General features: G+C 63.7%; 16 protein-coding genes. 2 read left to right on the top strand and 14 right to left on the bottom strand.

Translation table 11 applies throughout. The features are described from left to right. The 6 genes from KFO72_RS29165 to KFO72_RS29140 form a co-directional block, all read right to left on the bottom strand. On the bottom strand, positions 1 to 163 hold a 163-nt coding region (locus tag KFO72_RS29165; protein WP_225033587.1), incomplete at its 3' end, for an acyl-CoA dehydrogenase N-terminal domain-containing protein. A gap of 99 nt (positions 164 to 262) precedes the next feature. Further along, positions 263 to 1,198, bottom strand: coding sequence for an electron transfer flavoprotein subunit alpha/FixB family protein (locus KFO72_RS29160; protein ID WP_054934091.1), 936 nt, complete (start codon positions 1,196 to 1,198; stop codon positions 263 to 265). 28 nt (positions 1,199 to 1,226) lie between these two features. Continuing rightward, positions 1,227 to 1,976: an electron transfer flavoprotein subunit beta/FixA family protein gene (locus tag KFO72_RS29155; RefSeq protein WP_054934090.1), complete on the bottom strand. Its 750-nt coding sequence runs from the start codon at positions 1,974 to 1,976 to the stop codon at positions 1,227 to 1,229. A gap of 244 nt (positions 1,977 to 2,220) precedes the next feature. Continuing rightward, positions 2,221 to 3,021, bottom strand: coding sequence for a MetQ/NlpA family ABC transporter substrate-binding protein (locus KFO72_RS29150; RefSeq protein WP_224099768.1), 801 nt, complete (start codon positions 3,019 to 3,021; stop codon positions 2,221 to 2,223). Between the two features lie 28 nt (positions 3,022 to 3,049). Continuing rightward, positions 3,050 to 3,703 (bottom strand): methionine ABC transporter permease, encoded by a 654-nt coding sequence (locus KFO72_RS29145; RefSeq protein ID WP_035991258.1) that lies wholly within the window; start codon positions 3,701 to 3,703, stop codon positions 3,050 to 3,052. After that, entirely contained in the window at positions 3,693 to 4,727 is a 1,035-nt protein-coding gene (locus KFO72_RS29140; RefSeq protein WP_107201885.1) for a methionine ABC transporter ATP-binding protein, read from the bottom strand. The genes KFO72_RS29145 and KFO72_RS29140 overlap by 11 nt, the downstream gene beginning before the upstream one ends. Positions 4,728 to 4,965: 238 nt before the next feature. Here KFO72_RS29140 and KFO72_RS29135 point away from each other — a divergent pair, with 238 nt between their 5' ends. Continuing rightward, positions 4,966 to 5,841: an alpha/beta hydrolase gene (locus KFO72_RS29135; RefSeq protein WP_225033586.1), complete on the top strand. Its 876-nt coding sequence runs from the start codon at positions 4,966 to 4,968 to the stop codon at positions 5,839 to 5,841. Between the two features lie 6 nt (positions 5,842 to 5,847). Here the strand turns inward: KFO72_RS29135 and KFO72_RS29130 are convergent, their stop codons facing one another. Continuing rightward, complete coding sequence (locus KFO72_RS29130) at positions 5,848 to 6,657, bottom strand: enoyl-CoA hydratase (RefSeq protein WP_054934087.1); 810 nt, start codon at positions 6,655 to 6,657, stop codon at positions 5,848 to 5,850. A gap of 38 nt (positions 6,658 to 6,695) precedes the next feature. Next, complete coding sequence (locus KFO72_RS29125; protein WP_054934086.1) at positions 6,696 to 7,619, bottom strand: histone deacetylase family protein; 924 nt, start codon at positions 7,617 to 7,619, stop codon at positions 6,696 to 6,698. Positions 7,620 to 7,825: 206 nt separating this feature from the next. Here KFO72_RS29125 and mltB point away from each other — a divergent pair, with 206 nt between their 5' ends. Beyond that, positions 7,826 to 9,034, top strand: a complete 1,209-nt coding sequence (gene mltB, locus KFO72_RS29120) for a lytic murein transglycosylase B (RefSeq protein WP_225033585.1) — start codon at positions 7,826 to 7,828, stop codon at positions 9,032 to 9,034. A gap of 85 nt (positions 9,035 to 9,119) precedes the next feature. Here mltB and cysM read toward each other — a convergent pair whose 3' ends face one another. The 6 genes from cysM to lapB all read right to left on the bottom strand — a co-directional run bounded on the left by cysM (position 9,120) and on the right by lapB (position 15,484). Next, a complete protein-coding gene (gene cysM, locus KFO72_RS29115; RefSeq protein WP_054934084.1) occupies positions 9,120 to 10,022 on the bottom strand; it encodes a cysteine synthase CysM in 903 nt (300 codons plus the stop codon). Positions 10,023 to 10,334: 312 nt separating this feature from the next. Further along, positions 10,335 to 10,700 (bottom strand): ComEA family DNA-binding protein, encoded by a 366-nt coding sequence (locus KFO72_RS29110; RefSeq protein WP_225033584.1) that lies wholly within the window; start codon positions 10,698 to 10,700, stop codon positions 10,335 to 10,337. A 76-nt stretch (positions 10,701 to 10,776) separates the two neighbouring features. Then, positions 10,777 to 11,769, bottom strand: coding sequence for an ADP-glyceromanno-heptose 6-epimerase (gene rfaD / locus KFO72_RS29105; RefSeq protein WP_107201882.1), 993 nt, complete (start codon positions 11,767 to 11,769; stop codon positions 10,777 to 10,779). A gap of 78 nt (positions 11,770 to 11,847) precedes the next feature. Continuing rightward, a complete protein-coding gene (gene rfaE1, locus KFO72_RS29100; RefSeq protein ID WP_051453772.1) occupies positions 11,848 to 12,849 on the bottom strand; it encodes a D-glycero-beta-D-manno-heptose-7-phosphate kinase in 1,002 nt (333 codons plus the stop codon). Beyond that, positions 12,806 to 14,218, bottom strand: coding sequence for a UDP-glucose dehydrogenase family protein (locus KFO72_RS29095; RefSeq protein ID WP_225033583.1), 1,413 nt, complete (start codon positions 14,216 to 14,218; stop codon positions 12,806 to 12,808). The genes rfaE1 and KFO72_RS29095 overlap by 44 nt, the downstream gene beginning before the upstream one ends. A 90-nt stretch (positions 14,219 to 14,308) precedes the next feature. Then, positions 14,309 to 15,484 carry a lipopolysaccharide assembly protein LapB gene (gene lapB, locus KFO72_RS29090; protein WP_054934082.1) on the bottom strand — a complete coding sequence of 392 codons (1,176 nt, stop codon included), beginning with the start codon at positions 15,482 to 15,484 and terminating at the stop codon, positions 14,309 to 14,311. Positions 15,485 to 15,529: the final 45 nt, after the last annotated feature.

Raw genomic sequence — 15,529 nt, 5'->3', positions numbered from 1 at the left:
GCGGCGCCAGCACTTCCCCGCACAGCTTCGCGGATTCTTCGAGCACGGCTTGCGCGGTTTCAGCGTTTGCATCGTCAAAGCCGGGCAGCGCGGCGATGTCATCCAGTCCGGCCAGTTCCTGCATCGCGAACATCATGTCCTTGATGGGTGCCGTGTAGCTCATGTGTGTCTCCTCCCTGACTCCGATGAAAAAAGAGGCGCTGGATTCAACATCCTCGCGCCTCTTCGCTTTGCTGTCGCCGTCAGACGGCGTGCCGATCTATCAGCCGAGTTCTTTCACCAGCTCCGGCACGACGGTGAACAGATCGCCGACGAGGCCGTAATCCGCGACGCTGAAAATCGGCGCTTCTTCGTCTTTGTTGATCGCGACGATCACCTTCGAGTCCTTCATGCCTGCCAGATGCTGGATCGCGCCCGAGATGCCGACCGCGATATACAGTTGCGGCGCGACGATCTTGCCCGTCTGACCGACCTGATAGTCGTTCGGCACGTAGCCAGCGTCGACGGCTGCGCGCGATGCGCCCATGGCCGCGCCGAGTTTGTCGGCCAGCGGCTCCAGCACTTGCGTGTAGTTCTCGCCGCTGCCCAGACCCCGGCCACCCGAAACAATGATGTTCGCCGACGTCAGTTCCGGACGGTCCAGCTTCGTCACTTCGCGGCTGACGAACTGCGAGATGCCCGTATCGGCTGCCGCTTCGATCTTCTCGACCGACGCGCTGCCGCCTTCCGCCGCAACGGGATCGAAGCCCGTCGAGCGAACCGTGATGACCTTGATGGGATCAGCCGATTGCACGATCGCGATCGCATTGCCAGCGTAGATCGGGCGCTCGAACGTGTCGGCCGAATCGACTGCCGTGATGTCGCTGATCTGCGCGACGTCGAGCTTCGCCGCGATACGCGGCGCGATGTTCTTGCCGTAGGCGGTAGCCGGCGCGAGGATGTGCGAGTAGTCCTTCGCGATGTTCAGCACCGTCGCCTCGACGTTTTCCGCGAGGCCCGCTGCCAGTTGCGGCGCGTCGGCGAGCAGCACCTTCGCCACGCCCGCCACCTTCGCCGCCGCATCGGCCGCGCCTTGCGCGTTGTGACCCGCCACCAGCACATGAACGTCGCCGCCGATCTTCTGCGCGGCAGCAACCGTGTTCAGCGTCGCTGCCTTCAGCGCCGCGTTGTCGTGTTCAGCAATTACCAGAATCGTCATTTCATTCGTCTCCGTGTGCTCGTAAAAATCAAAGCACCTTGGCTTCGGTCTTGAGCTTTTCGACCAGCGACTTCACATCGGCCACCTTCACACCAGCCGAGCGCTTCGGCGGCTCGCTGACCTTCAGCGTCTTCAGACGCGGCGTGACATCGACGCCCAGGTCCGCCGGCTTCACGGTTTCCAACGGCTTCTTCTTGGCCTTCATGATGTTCGGCAGCGTCACGTAGCGCGGCTCGTTCAGGCGCAGATCGGTCGTGATCACAGCAGGAAGCGTGAGCGACAACGTTTCCGCGCCGCCATCGACTTCGCGCGACACCGTCGCCTTGCCATCCGCCACCACGACTTTCGATGCAAACGTCGCCTGCGGCAGATTGGCCAGCGCAGCGAGCATCTGACCCGTCTGGTTGGAATCGTCGTCGATGGCCTGTTTGCCGAGAATCACCAGCTGCGGCTGTTCCTTGTCGACCAGCGCCTTGAGCAGCTTCGCGACGGCCAGCGGTTGCAGTTCTTCATTCGACTCGATCAACACAGCGCGATCCGCGCCGATCGCCAGCGCCGTGCGCAGCGTTTCCTGACATTGCGTCACGCCCGCCGACACAGCGATCACTTCCGTCGCCACGCCCGCTTCCTTCAGACGCACGGCCTCTTCGACGGCGATTTCGTCGAACGGATTCATCGACATCTTCACATTCGCAATGTCGACGCCCGTGTTGTCCGACTTCACGCGGACCTTCACGTTGTAGTCAACCACTCTCTTGACTGGCACCAGGATTTTCATGCACACGCTCCAAAGTTACGAATACGTCAACCCGACGGACATTATAGCGACAGCCTCTGCGGCAGCCGCTCCGGGATTGCTTGGTGTTGAGGATATCGCTCCCCGACGGCGTGACGGAAATAGCGAACGGTCGTGCTATTCTATCTCTAAAAAAACCCGGACGCCAAGTCCGGGTTCCTACCGATTCTTCAGGCCACACAGTCCGGCGCGCCGCCTGGGGCAACATGGCGCCGCCTAGCCTGGATCACCACGACGCGATCACCGCGCCGCCAAACTTGCTTTCGATGAACTGCTTCACTTCCGGCGAATGGTAAGCCGCGACCAGCTTCGCCACCCACGGCTTGTTGCGGTCCGACTCGCGGATGGCGATGACGTTCACGTACGGGCCCTTCGGATCTTCGATCGCGATGGCGTCCTGTTTCGGCTTCAGGCCCGCTTCCATCGCGAAGTTCGTGTTGATCGCCGCCGCGTCGACGTCGCCGAGCGAGCGCGGAATTTGCGCCGCGTCGAGCTCGACGATCTTCAGCTTCTTCGGGTTCTCGACGATATCGAGCGGTGTCGCCTTCAGGCCCGCATCCGCTCTCAGTTTGAGCAGGCCCTGCTTCTGCAGCAACAGCAGCGCGCGGCCGCCGTTGGTCGGATCGTTCGGCACGGCGATCTTCGCGCCCGCCGGCAGTTCGGCCAGCGTCTTCACCTTTTTCGAATAGATGCCCATCGGGAATGTGACCGTGTCGGCGATCCTGATCAGCTTGTAGCCGCGATCCTTTACCTGCGCCTGCAGATACGGGTCGTGCTGGTAGCTGTTCGCGTCGAGATCGCCGCCCGCGAGCGCCGCATTCGGCTGCACGTAATCCGAGAACTCGATGACCTTGATGTTCAGGCCGTTCTTCGCCGCGACCGTCTTCACGACGTCCATGATCTGCGCGTGCGGGCCGCCCGTCACACCGACCTTGATCGATTCCTCGGCGAATGCGAGCGAAGATGCGCCGATGAGTGACGCCACGCCCAGCATGGCCGCAGCCTTCAGAATGAAACGACGTTGCATGACCAAACCTTTGTCTTATTGAATGTGTTTATTTGTGGCTCAACCGACGCACGAGCCAATCTCCAAACGACTGCACCAGTTGCACGAAGACGATCAGGATCACGACGACCGTCAACATCACTTCCGGCAGGAACCGCTGATACCCGTAACGGATGCCGAGATCGCCCAGACCGCCGCCGCCAATCGCGCCCGCCATCGCCGAGTAGCCGACCAGCGAAACGAAGGTGATCGTCAGACCCGCGACGATGCCCGGAAGGGACTCCGGCAACAGCACCTTGAACACGATCTGCGAAGTGGTCGCGCCCATTGCCTGCGCGGCTTCGATCAGCCCGCGATCGACCTCGCGCAATGCCGTCTCGACGAGTCGCGCGATGAACGGCGCAGCGGCGATCGTCAGCGGCACGACGGCCGCCGCCGTACCGATCGACGAACCGACCACCAGCCGCGTAAACGGAATCACCGCGACGAGCAGAATGATGAACGGCGTCGAGCGCACGGCGTTGACGACCACGCCCATCACGCGATTGGCGGCGATGTTCTGCAGCACGCCCTGGCGGTCGGTCAGATAGAGCAGCACACCGAGCGGCAAGCCGACGGCCGCGCCGATCAGTCCCGAGATGCCGACCATGATCAGCGTCTCCCAGAACGACTGCACGAACATATCGAACATTTCACTCAACATACGACAACTCCTCGACCACCACGCCCTGTTCGCGCAGATACGTCATCGCCTGCGCCACCTTCGCCGGTTCGCCGCCCGCGAGCACCGCGAGCGAGCCGAACGCCTGCCCCTGGATCTCGTCGATCTGGCCGTGCAGGATGTTGAAGTCCAGTTCGTAGCGGCGGATCGTCTCCGAGAGAATCGGCTGATCGACACCCGAACCCGTGAACGCGAGCCGCAGCAGATGACCGCTGCCCGTCTTCAGACGCTCGGCGACGCGCGCCTTCATCGCAGGCGGCAACTCCTGTGCGATCACATCGCCGATCAGCGCGCGCGTGACTTCGTGGTGCGGCTGCAGGAACACGTCGATGACCTTACCCTCTTCGACCACGCGGCCGTTATCGAGCACCGCGACGCGGTCGCACACCTGCTTGATGACTTCCATCTGGTGCGTGATCAGCACGATGGTCAGCTTCAACTCGCGGTTGATGCGCTTGAGCAGATCGAGGATCGCACGCGTCGTTTCGGGATCGAGCGCGGAGGTTGCTTCGTCGGAGAGCAGCACTTTCGGCTTGCTCGCGAGCGCGCGCGCAATGCCGACGCGCTGCTTCTGCCCGCCGCTGATCTGCGCCGGATAACGATCCTTCTGCGCCGACAGGCCGACGAGATCGAGCAAGGGCAGCACGTGCGCCTCGATTTCCGCGCGTTTCATGCCGGCCAGTTCGAGCGGCAGCGCGACGTTGTCGTACACCGTGCGCGACGACAGCAAATTGAAGTGCTGGAAGATCATGCCGATCTCGCGGCGCGCCTCGCGCAACTGCGCGGCAGGCATGGTCGTGAGGTCACGGTCGTCGATGACGACATTGCCTTCCGTCGGGCGCGTCAGCAGGTTGATCGTGCGGACCAGCGTGCTCTTGCCCGCGCCGCTGCGTCCGATGATGCCGAATACTTCGCCGCGAGGAATCGACAGATTGACGTTGTGCAGCGCTTCGATCCAGCCCCGTGGCCCCGGAAAACGCTGCGATAGGTTGCGTAGTTCGATCATGAAAAACGAAACGGCGGACTTGCCATCGAGCGTTGCACGCCCCGGGCACCGGCCGCCGCGACTTTTATTGGGATTTGAACCCGCGATTTTACCGCAGTCATGTCATATCCTTTAATAATCAATTCGGCGACTTTCATAACGCAGCGGAATTAGAGGATGACTCCGTTCCAACGGATGCGAACGGTCATACACATGCCGCTATGATCGAGCGCAAGCGACAAACATCGGACGAATGCTCATGGAGACCTCCCAAGCCGGCGCTTCCGCCACGCGGAACCCAGAACGCTCGCAGGCCGTCACGCGCGACGGCCTCGAACTGCCGCTGTATCGCTGGCGCGCGGCAGGCCTGCGCTGCGCGACGGTGGCGCTGATCCACGGTCTCGCCGAGCACGCGGGACGGTACGCGCCCCTTGCGCAGGCGCTCAATGCGAACGGGATCGAACTGGTCGCCGTCGATCTGCGCGGTCATGGCAATGCGCCCGGCCGGCGCGCATGGATCGAACGATTCGACGAGTATCTGCTCGACGCGGACGCGCTCGTCACCGAGGCAGCCCGCAACGACGGCCCGCTGTTCCTGATGGGCCACAGCATGGGCGGGGCGATCGCGGCGCTATACGCGATCGAAAAGCAGGCGGCGCAACGGCGCCATTTGAACGGACTGATCCTCTCCAGCCCCGCTCTCGCACCGGGCGGCGACGTGCCACGCTGGATGCTGGCGCTGAGCCAGAAAATCAGTCGCGCGTGGCCCAGCTTCCCGGCGATGAAGATCGACGCCGCGTTGCTGTCGCGCGACCCGAGCGTGGTCGAGGCGAATCGCAACGATCCCCTCGTGCATCACGGCGCGATTCCCGCGCGCACGGGCGCTGAGTTACTGCTCGCGATGCAGCGGATCGAACGCGGACGCGCCGGCTTGCGCACGCCGCTTCTGATCTGGCACGGCACGAAGGACAAACTCACGGAACCGGAAGGCAGCCGCGACTTCGGCGCGCGCGCCGGTTCGCCGGACAAGACGCTGACGCTCTACGAAGGCAGCTATCACGAGACGATGAACGATCTGGACCGCGAGCGCGTGATCGACGCGCTCGTCGCGTGGATCCTGAAACGATCGGAATGAGCTGGCCTAGCGGCCGGGCGTGTGCGGCCAGTCGGGCGGCCGTTTGTCGATGAACGCCTGCACGCCTTCTAGCGCCGACTCGTCCATCATGTTGCAGGCCATCGTCTGCCCCGCCAGTTGATACGCGGCTTCGACGCCCATTTCGAGCTGCCGGTAGAACAGGCCCTTGCCTGCTTCGACAGCCGCGCGCGGCTTCGCGCAAATACTCCTGGCGAGCGCGGCGACTTCGGCATCGAGCATGTCGAGCGGCACCACGCGATTCACGAGACCTTGCTGCTTCGCCGCCATCGCGTCGATGAAGTCGCCCGTCAGCAGCATTTCCAGCGCGGCCTTGCGCGGCAGGTTGCGCGACAGCGGCACCGAAGGCGTCGCGCAAAACAGCCCGAGATTGACGCCCGACACGGCGAAACGCGCGGTATCCGCCGCGACGGCGAGATCGCACATCGCGACGAGCTGACAGCCTGCCGCCGTCGCCGTGCCATGCACGCGCGCGATCACCGGCTGCGGCATGCGCTGGATCGACAGCATCATCTTCGTGCAGCGCGCGAACAGCGACTGGTAGTAATCGAGTGACGGCGCCGCGCGCATTTCCTTCAGATCGTGCCCGGCGCAAAATGCGCGCCCCGCGCCCGCGATCACGACCACGCGCGCGTCGCTCTTCGCGAGGTCGGCGAGATGCGTCTGCATGTCGTCGAGCAGCGCCTCGGAGAGCGCGTTGAACGCGTCCGGCCGGTTCAGCGTAAGACGCACGACGCCGCGCAGCTCATAAGCATCTTGCGTGACCTGGATCAGTGGCACCGCTGCATCTGCACTCATGATGTGATGGCCTCTCTTCCGATGCCCGCCGCCCGCCGTCAGAGATCGGCCAGCGCCCGCACGTGCGCGACGACGCTGCGCCCGAGCGCCGACAGGTTGTAGCCGCCCTCCAGGCAGCTGACGATGCGCCCTTTAGCGTACTTCGCCGCAACCTGGCGAATCTGCTCCGTGATCCACGCGTAATCGTCCTCGACCAGCGCCATATTGCCGAGATCGTCCTCGCGATGCGCGTCGAAACCCGCCGACACGAACAGCATCTGCGGCTTGAATGCGTCGAGACGCGGCAGCCAGATCATGTCGACGGCTTCGCGCACCACCATGCCCTTCGAGCGCGCCGCGATAGGCACGTTGCACATGTTCGGCGCCTGGTTGTCGGCGCCCGTGAACGGATAAAACGGATGCTGGAAGATGCTGCACATCAGCACGCGCGAGTCGTTCGCAAACGCGGCCTCGGTGCCGTTTCCGTGATGCACGTCGAAATCGATGATCGCAACGCGTTCGAGGCCATGCACTTCCAGCGCGTGCCGCGCGGCAATCGCGACGTTGTTGAAAAAGCAGAAGCCCATCGCGCGCGCCGGCTCCGCGTGATGGCCGGGCGGTCGCACACTGCAAAACGCATTGTCGTAACGGCCTTCGATCACGGCATCCGTCGCCGCGACCGCCGCACCCGCTGCGCGCAACGCCGCGTTCCACGTATGCGGGTTCATCGACGTGTCGGGATCGATCTCCGCGTAGCCCTCGCTCGGCGCACGCTCGCGGATGTAGTCGACGTGCGCCTTCGTATGCACGCGCAACAGCGCGGCTTCATCGGCAAGCGGCGCGGACTCGCGCTCGATCAGCTCGCCGATGCGGCTCGCGATCAGTTGGTCTTCGATCGCCTGCAGGCGGGCCGGGCATTCGGGATGCCATTGGCCCATCTCATGTTGCAGACAGTCTGCGTGTGAAAAGAAACCGGTTGCCATGTGTTGATTTCGGGCAGCGCGCCTCGCGGATCGCGAAAGCGCACTGCATGTCTCCGTCCATTGACGCAAGCAGGTTGCGCGAATACTACGAAGTTACCACACGATGCGCCGGGACCGTGATGCGGCAACGCTTCTGCACAGTTTCGCGAACCCCGTCGGGTATACTGCCCCGTAACTTTTTTTGCCCGCACACATCCCAGTTCACCATGACCGTCAAGCTTGCTCCGTCCGCACACTCTCGGCTACGCGCAACGACTGTAGCCGCCGCACTGTCCATCGCATGGTGCGCGTTCGCGGGAGTCGGCCCGGCTTCGGCGCAGACTGTCGGCAAGCCGCGCGTGCAACTCGCGCAGGGGCAACCCGAGCAGCCGGCGCAAGGGCAAACGTTCGAAGAAGAGATCGTGCCGCAGCGCTACGCGAACAACGCCGATGTCGATTCGTTCATCAACGACATGGCCGCGCGGCAGGGCTTCGATCCGGCGGGACTGCACGCACTGTTTGCGCGCGTCAGCTATTCGGCGACGGCCGTGAAGCTCGTGACGCCATCGCCGACGCCGTCCGTCAAGAACTGGCGCGTGTATCAGGGGCGCTTTCTCGACCCGGTGCGCATCAACGCGGGCGTGAAGTTCTGGCGCGCGAACCAGGCAACGCTGCAACGCGCGTACGAGCAATATGGCGTGCCGCCCGAAGTGATCGTCGGCATTATCGGCGTCGAGACGATTTATGGGCGCTACATGGGCAACTTCCGCGTGCTCGACGCGCTGACCACGCTCTCGTTCGACTACCCGAACACGCCGAATCGCGCGGACCGGATGATGACGTTCCGCAAGAATCTCGAAGACTATCTCGTGTGGACGCGCGATTCTCAAATCGATCCGACCACCGTGCTCGGTTCCTACACGGGCGCGATCGGCATTCCGCAGTTCCTGCCGAGCAGCATCGTCCAATACGCGGTCGACTACGACGGCAACAAGCGGATCGATCTGCGCACAAGCCAGGCCGATGCGATCGGCAGCGTCGCGAATTATCTGAGCAAGAACGGCTGGGAAACGGGCCGCCCGGTCGTGTGGAATATCGCCACTGACACCGGCAGCCTCGGCATCGCGCAAGCGGCGGCGACGGGCGCGCCGGAACCGCGCTGGTCGCTGCAGCAACTGCTGAAGGCGGGCATGCTGATGAACGAGCCGGGCCTCGATACGCGCACGGAAGCGGGCACGCCCGTGACCGTGGTCGATCTGCCCTCGCCGGGCCGGCAGACGGAATACACGTTGGGCCTGAAGAACTTCTACGTGCTGACGCGCTACAACCGCAGCTTTTTCTATGCGCTGGCCGTGTATCAGCTCGGCGAACGCGTGAAAGCGCAGATGGCCGCGACGGAAGCGGGCAATGCGTCGACGCCCGCGGCGTCGCAATAGCCGCGCCCGTTTTCAATGCATGCGAAAACGCCGGCTTGCGCCGGCGTTTTGCTTTTGCTGACATCGCCGCGCGCGGCGAGCTGTGTCACGCGGGGAACACGCCTGTCGACAGATAACGGTCGCCGCGATCGCAGACGATGAACACGATTGTCGCGTTCTCGACCTGGCGCGCGATGCGCAGCGCCACTTCACACGCGCCCGCCGACGAAATGCCGCAGAACACGCCTTCGACAGCCGCCATCCGGCGCGCCATCGCCTCCGACGCCGCCTGGCTCACGTTCTCGACGCGATCGACACGGCTGCGGTCGAAAATTTTGGGCAGATACGCTTCCGGCCATTTGCGGATGCCCGGAATGCGCGAACCCTCTTCCGGCTGCGCGCCGATGATCTCGATTGCGGGATTCTGTTCCTTCAGATACTGCGACACGCCCATGATCGTGCCCGTCGTGCCCATCGCCGACACGAAGTGCGTGATCCGTCCTTCCGTGTCACGCCAGATTTCGGGCCCCGTCGCTTCGTAATGCGCGAGCGGATTGTCAGGATTTCCGAACTGGTCGAGGATGATGCCCTTACCTTCGCGCTGCATCTGCTCGGCGAGATCGCGTGCGTACTCCATGCCGCCCGTGACGGGCGTCAACAGAATCTGCGCGCCGTATGCGGCCATGCTCTGACGGCGCTCCAGCGACAGGTCCTCGGGCATGACCAGGATCATTTTGTAGCCCTTGATCGCCGCCGCCATCGCGAGCGCGATGCCCGTGTTGCCGCTCGTCGCTTCGATCAGCGTGTCGCCCGGTTTGATGCGTCCGCGCTGTTCCGCTTTCTTGATCATCGAAAGCGCCGGGCGGTCCTTCACCGAACCGGCCGGATTGTTGCCCTCCAGCTTGCCGAGCACGATGTTGTTGCGGCTGCGGATGTCGTCGTCCACGAGTCGGACGAGCTGAATGAGGGGCGTATTGCCGATCGTGTCTTCAATTGTTTTGTAAGCCATATCGGTGCGTGCTGTGACGGTGCGCGAAGTCTTGAATCTGTTGATTCTAAACTACCGGGGGCAGCACTGCCGGCTGCCCCTGATGCGCGCATGGATGCGTCAGCGCCAGTTTCCCTTTGCGCAGCGCGCCGGGAGAAGCGCAAAAAACCGCGGCAGGCTGGATCTGCCGCGGGAGCCAGTCATCTGAATGACGGCTGAAGGGAGGTCTGTGACAACCCCCGCCAAGAAAACATCCAGACCCGAGACGGACGCACGCCTGGCGCGTGAGGCTTCACGCGCCAGGCGTGCGCGTCATACGGTCAGATCAAAAGGCTATTTCTTGACCACCACTGCCGTGTCGTTCTTCGCAGCGGGCGCGGCCTTGTGCGGCGCCCCAGCCTGTGCGACAGCAGCAGCGACAGCCGTCGCACCAGCACCCGATGTGCCGACAGCAAGGCCCTCGGCCTGCAAACGCTCGACGGTATGCCCCCCCAGGCCCTTGACCCGCTTGCTGAGATCGGCCGCGTCCTTGAACGGACCGTGCGCCGCGCGTTCGTCGAGAATGGCCTTGGCCTTAGCGGGACCAATGCCCTTGATGCCGCGCAGCGCGGCTTCGTTAGCGGAATTGACGTCGACCGACGCGAACGCCTGGCCGAAAGCGGCGAGCATGGCCGCCGTGACGAGGATTTTTTTGAACATGTGGAATCTCCCTGAAACACCGGCCGGTGACGATCACCAACCGGGAGACCCCAGTGTAGAGAGGTGTGCGAACGATTTACACCTGGCCGAATAGCCAACGCACGTAGCGATCGACGCCTTCCTGCACGGTCAGGAACGGCGCGTCGTAGCCCGCTGCCCGCAGCTTCGTCTGGTCGGCCTGCGTGAAGCACTGATACTTGCCGCGCAGCGCATCGGGGAACGGCACGTACTCGATCAACCCGCGCTGCACCAGCTCCGCCAGCGACAACGCGGCCTCGCCGTCGAGCACGCGCAACGTGTTGACGACCGTCGACGCGATATCGTTGAACGGCTGTGCGCGGCCGCTGCCCAGATTGAAGATGCCCGACTTCTCCGGGTGATCGAAGAAATACAGGTTGACCTTCGCCACGTCCTCGACGGAGACGAAGTCGCGCGTCTGCTCGCCTGCTGCATAGCCGTTGTACTCGCCGAACAGCTTGACCTTGCCTTCGGCGCGGAACTGGTTGAAGTTGTGGAACGCGACGGACGCCATGCGTCCCTTGTGCGCCTCGCGCTGCCCGTACACATTGAAGTAGCGGAAGCCCGCGATCTGGCTTTTCGCCGTAGGCAACACACGCCGGATCACCTGGTCGAACAGGAACTTCGAATAGCCGTACACATTGAGCGGCGCTTCGACTGCGCGCTCTTCGACAAAGCGCGTCGATCCGCCATACGTCGCCGCCGACGATGCATACAGAAACTGCACGCCTTGCGCGAGACATGCATCGAGCACCGCGCGGCTATAGCGGAAGTTGTTATCCATCATGTAACGGCCGTCGGTTTCCATCGTGTCCGAGCAGGCGCCTTCGTGGAAAATCGCACGCACCTTGCCGAAGTCGCCGCGCGCAAAGCGCTCGACGAATTCGGTCTTGTCGAGATAGTCGTCGATTTCGCAATCGACGAGATTCTTGAATTTGTCGGCGCGCGTCAGATTGTCGACGGCGATGATGCGGTCTTCGCCGCGCTCGTTGAGCGCCTTGACGATATTGCTGCCGATAAAACCAGCCGCGCCGGTGACGATGAGTGTCATGATCGTCCTGCTGTGATGAGAGTCAACGGATGCGGAGATGAACCGCGCGCCGCGCGAGCAGGCTGGCGCGCGCGGGCATCAATGATGAAAGAGTTCGTCGTAGTCGACGGTGGCCGTGCCGAGCTTGGCGACCACGATCCCCGCCGCGCGATTCGCGAGCGACACGGCTTCGTCCAGCGGCAGGCCCGCGCCGAGCATCACGGCGAGCGTCGCGATCACGGTGTCGCCTGCGCCGGACACATCATACACTTCGCGAGCGACAGCCGCCGCGTGCAACACACCTTCGTCGGAGAAGAGCGTCATGCCCTCTTCCGAGCGCGTGAGCAGCAGCGCTTTCAGGTCAAGCTCGGCGCGCAGCCTCGCCACGCGCGCATGCAAATCGGCTTCGGATTTCCACTGCCCGACCACTTCGCGCAATTCCGCGCGGTTCGGCGTGATCAGCGTCGCGCCGCGATAGCGCTCCCAGTCGTCGCCCTTCGGATCGACCAGCACCGGCTTGCCCGCCGCGCGCGCCTTCGCGATCATCTGCGTGACGTGCGTGAGGCCGCCCTTCGCGTAATCCGACATCAGGATCACGTCGTGGGTCGGCAGCAACGCGTCGTAGCGAGCGAGCCCGGCGAGCAGCGCTTCATGCGCAGGCGCCTTCTCGAAGTCGACGCGCAACAGCTGCTGCTGACGCGACAGCACGCGCAGCTTGATTGTCGTCGGCAGTTCCGGGTCGCGCTCGAGATGCGGTGCGACGCCGCTATCGCCGAGCAGTTGCACGACGCGCTCACCCGGCTCATCGTGGCCGACCACGCACAGCAGGCCCGCCTGCGCGCCGAGCGCCGCAGCGTTGCGCGCGACGTTCGCCGCGCCGCCCAGCCGGTCCTCCTGTTTCTGTACCAGCACCACGGGCACAGGCGCTTCCGGTGAGATGCGATTGACGTCGCCGAACCAGTAGCGGTCCAGCATCACGTCGCCGACGACCAGCACGCGAGCCGCCGCCAGCCGCTCGCGCGCGACGACGCCGACCTCGGGCGCGAGCGTCGCGCCTTCAGGCACGGTCGGAGTCGGATGAATGTTCAGCGGGTCGTGCATACGGACGTCCAATCGAGTGATAGTCGATGCCAAGTTCGGACATCGCCTCGGGTTCATACAGATTGCGGCCGTCGAAGATCAACGGCGTTTTCAGCTCGGACTTCAGATGCGTGAAGTCCGGGCTCTTGAATTCCTTCCATTCCGTCACGATGACCAGCGCATCCGCGCCCGCCAGCGTCTCGTCCTGCGTGCCCGCGAAGTGCAGGCGCGCCTGATGGTCGGGTGTGCCGGCCAGATCGAGCGCGAAAACACGCTTCGCCTCCGATGTCGCGACGGGATCGTACGCGCGCACCGTCGCGCCGCGCGCGAGCAGTTGCGCGATCACGCGGCGGCTGGGCGCCTCGCGCATGTCGTCGGTATTCGGCTTGAACGACAGGCCCCACACCGCGAACGTGCGGCCGCTCAGATCCTCGCCGAGCGCGTCCGTGATCTTGCGCACCAGCACTTCCTTCTGCTCGTGGTTCACCTCTTCGACGGCTTCGAGAATGCGCAGGCTGTGGCCCATCTCGCTGCCCGTGCGGATCAACGCCTGCACGTCCTTCGGGAAGCACGAGCCGCCGTAGCCGACCCCCGCGTACAGAAAGTGATAGCCGATGCGCGGGTCCGAGCCGATGCCGCGACGCACCGCTTCGATATCCGCGCCGACGGTGTCGGCCAGATTCGCCATCTCGTTCATGAACGAGATGCGCGTGGCCAGCATCGCGTTGGCCGCGTATTTCGTGAATTCGGCCGAGCGCACGTCCATGTATAGCGTACGCTCGTGATTGCGGTTGAACGGTGCGTACAGGCGTCGGATTTTCTCGCGCGCCTTGTCGCCGTCTTCATCATTGTCGACGCCGACGACGATGCGATCCGGGCGCATGAAGTCGTCGACGGCCGCGCCTTCTTTCAGGAACTCCGGATTCGACACGATCGAAAACCGATGCTGCGCGCTATCCGCGAGACCGCGCTTTTCCAGTTCTTCCGCGATCACCGCGCGCACGCGCTGCGCGGTGCCGACGGGCACCGTCGACTTGTCGACGATCACCTTGAAGCCGTTCATCGTGCGGCCGATGTTGCGGGCCGCTTCCAGTACGTATTGCAGATCGGCGGAGCCGTCCTCGTCGGGCGGCGTGCCCACCGCGATGAACTGGATCTCGCCGTGCGCGACACTCGCTTCGACATCGGTCGAAAACGTGATGCGCCCGGCTGCGCGCGAGCGCGCGATGATCTCCCGCAGGCCCGGCTCGTGAATCGGCATGCCGCCGTTGTTGAGAATGTCGATCTTGCGCGGATCGACGTCCAGACAGAAAACGTCGTTGCCGACTTCGGCAAGACATGCGCCCGTGACGAGACCTACGTAACCCGTGCCGATAATGGTGATTTTCATACGCTTCCCGGTAGATGGTGCCGGTTCAATATTCGACGCTTCGATGCTGCGTGACGGCTTTGCTGCCCGCGTTCATGCGCGCGCCAGATCTCAGCTGGACGCCGTGATTGGCTCGACGCGGCGCGGCGCATAGGTTTCCCAACCGCTGCAGCCGGGACACTGCCAATAGAACAGCCGTGCCCGGAAGCCGCAATTCTGGCACGTGTACCGTGGCAGATTCTTGGTGCGCTGACGGATCAGCGTGCGCATCAATTCCAGTTCGCTGCGACGCGGTTCTTCGGCCACGGCCTGTTGCGCTTCGAGCAGGCGCGTCATGCCGGCGAGATTCGGTGACTTCTGCATCTGCGTACGCGCGAGCGCATGCGCCGCCTCCGGACCGCGCAGCGCCGACACGTGCTGATACGCGACGTCGAGCAGATCGTTCGACGGATAACGGTCCACCCACGACGTCAGCAGATCGGCGCCCGCTTCCTGACGGCCTAGCGCTTCGTAGGCCTTCATCAGCTTTTCAGCGACGAGCGGCAGATACGCGGCATTCTGTTGCTCCACGTGCAGCCACTGTGCAATCGCCTTGTCGTACTCGCCGGCCGCCGCATCCACATCGCCAAACAGGATCGTCGCGCGCACGTTCTGCGGATACGCCTTCAACGCGAGATCCAGCTGGCGGCGGGCCTCATCCGGCTTCTTCTGCTGCAGCGCTTCCTGCGCGAGCTCGCAATGAAAGTGGCCGATTTCCTTATCGAGCGAAGCGGCGCCCATCGTTTCGAGCCGGCGCGCGGTGTCGATCGACTTGTTCCAGTCTTTTTCGATCTGATAGATCGTGAGCAGCGAGCGCTGTGCGCCGAGCGCGTAGTCGCCCGATTGCAGCGCCTTGAACGTCTCTTCCGCGCGGTCCAGCAGGCCCGCCTTCAGAAAGTCCTGCCCGAGTTCGTACAGCGCATGATCACGCTCGTTGGCGGGCAAGTCGGCGCGGCTCAGCAGGTTCTGATGCACGCGGATCGCGCGGTCCGTTTCACCCCGGCGGCGAAACAGGTTGCCGAGCGCAAAGTGCAGTTCAATCGTTTCCGGATCGAGCTTGACGACTTCGATGAAGGCGTCGATGGCCTGGTCCGGCTGCTCGTTCAACAGAAAGTTTAGTCCGCGAAAATAAGAACGCGGCAGGTTGGCGCTTTCGGACAACAGCGTCTTGAGGTCGTAACGCGCAGCCACCCAGCCGAACGCGAACGCGACGGGTATGACGAGCAGCCACCAGAGGTCTAGATCCATGCGAATGTGCGGAGTGCGAAAGAGGCCGCGCGGGTGGCGCGCGGC

The organism is Paraburkholderia sp. XV, assembly GCF_020177535.1.
GTDB lineage: Bacteria > Pseudomonadota > Gammaproteobacteria > Burkholderiales > Burkholderiaceae > Paraburkholderia > Paraburkholderia caribensis.
This window is presented reverse-complemented; position numbering and strand designations above follow the sequence as displayed.

Coding starts and splice junctions, on each gene's coding strand:
- KFO72_RS29110 (WP_225033584.1), bottom strand. CDS start 10,700: ATGTTCAAAAAAATCCTCGTCACGGCGGCCATGCTCGCCGCTTTCGGC.
- KFO72_RS29140 (WP_107201885.1), bottom strand. CDS start 4,727: ATGATCGAACTACGCAACCTATCGCAGCGTTTTCCGGGGCCACGGGGC.
- cysM (WP_054934084.1), bottom strand. CDS start 10,022: ATGGCTTACAAAACAATTGAAGACACGATCGGCAATACGCCCCTCATT.
- rfaE1 (WP_051453772.1), bottom strand. CDS start 12,849: ATGCACGACCCGCTGAACATTCATCCGACTCCGACCGTGCCTGAAGGC.
- rfaD (WP_107201882.1), bottom strand. CDS start 11,769: ATGACACTCATCGTCACCGGCGCGGCTGGTTTTATCGGCAGCAATATC.
- KFO72_RS29145 (WP_035991258.1), bottom strand. CDS start 3,703: ATGTTGAGTGAAATGTTCGATATGTTCGTGCAGTCGTTCTGGGAGACG.
- KFO72_RS29130 (WP_054934087.1), bottom strand. CDS start 6,657: ATGAGTGCAGATGCAGCGGTGCCACTGATCCAGGTCACGCAAGATGCT.
- mltB (WP_225033585.1), top strand. CDS start 7,826: ATGACCGTCAAGCTTGCTCCGTCCGCACACTCTCGGCTACGCGCAACG.
- KFO72_RS29150 (WP_224099768.1), bottom strand. CDS start 3,021: ATGCAACGTCGTTTCATTCTGAAGGCTGCGGCCATGCTGGGCGTGGCG.
- KFO72_RS29155 (WP_054934090.1), bottom strand. CDS start 1,976: ATGAAAATCCTGGTGCCAGTCAAGAGAGTGGTTGACTACAACGTGAAG.
- KFO72_RS29125 (WP_054934086.1), bottom strand. CDS start 7,619: ATGGCAACCGGTTTCTTTTCACACGCAGACTGTCTGCAACATGAGATG.
- lapB (WP_054934082.1), bottom strand. CDS start 15,484: ATGGATCTAGACCTCTGGTGGCTGCTCGTCATACCCGTCGCGTTCGCG.
- KFO72_RS29160 (WP_054934091.1), bottom strand. CDS start 1,198: ATGACGATTCTGGTAATTGCTGAACACGACAACGCGGCGCTGAAGGCA.
- KFO72_RS29135 (WP_225033586.1), top strand. CDS start 4,966: ATGGAGACCTCCCAAGCCGGCGCTTCCGCCACGCGGAACCCAGAACGC.
- KFO72_RS29095 (WP_225033583.1), bottom strand. CDS start 14,218: ATGAAAATCACCATTATCGGCACGGGTTACGTAGGTCTCGTCACGGGC.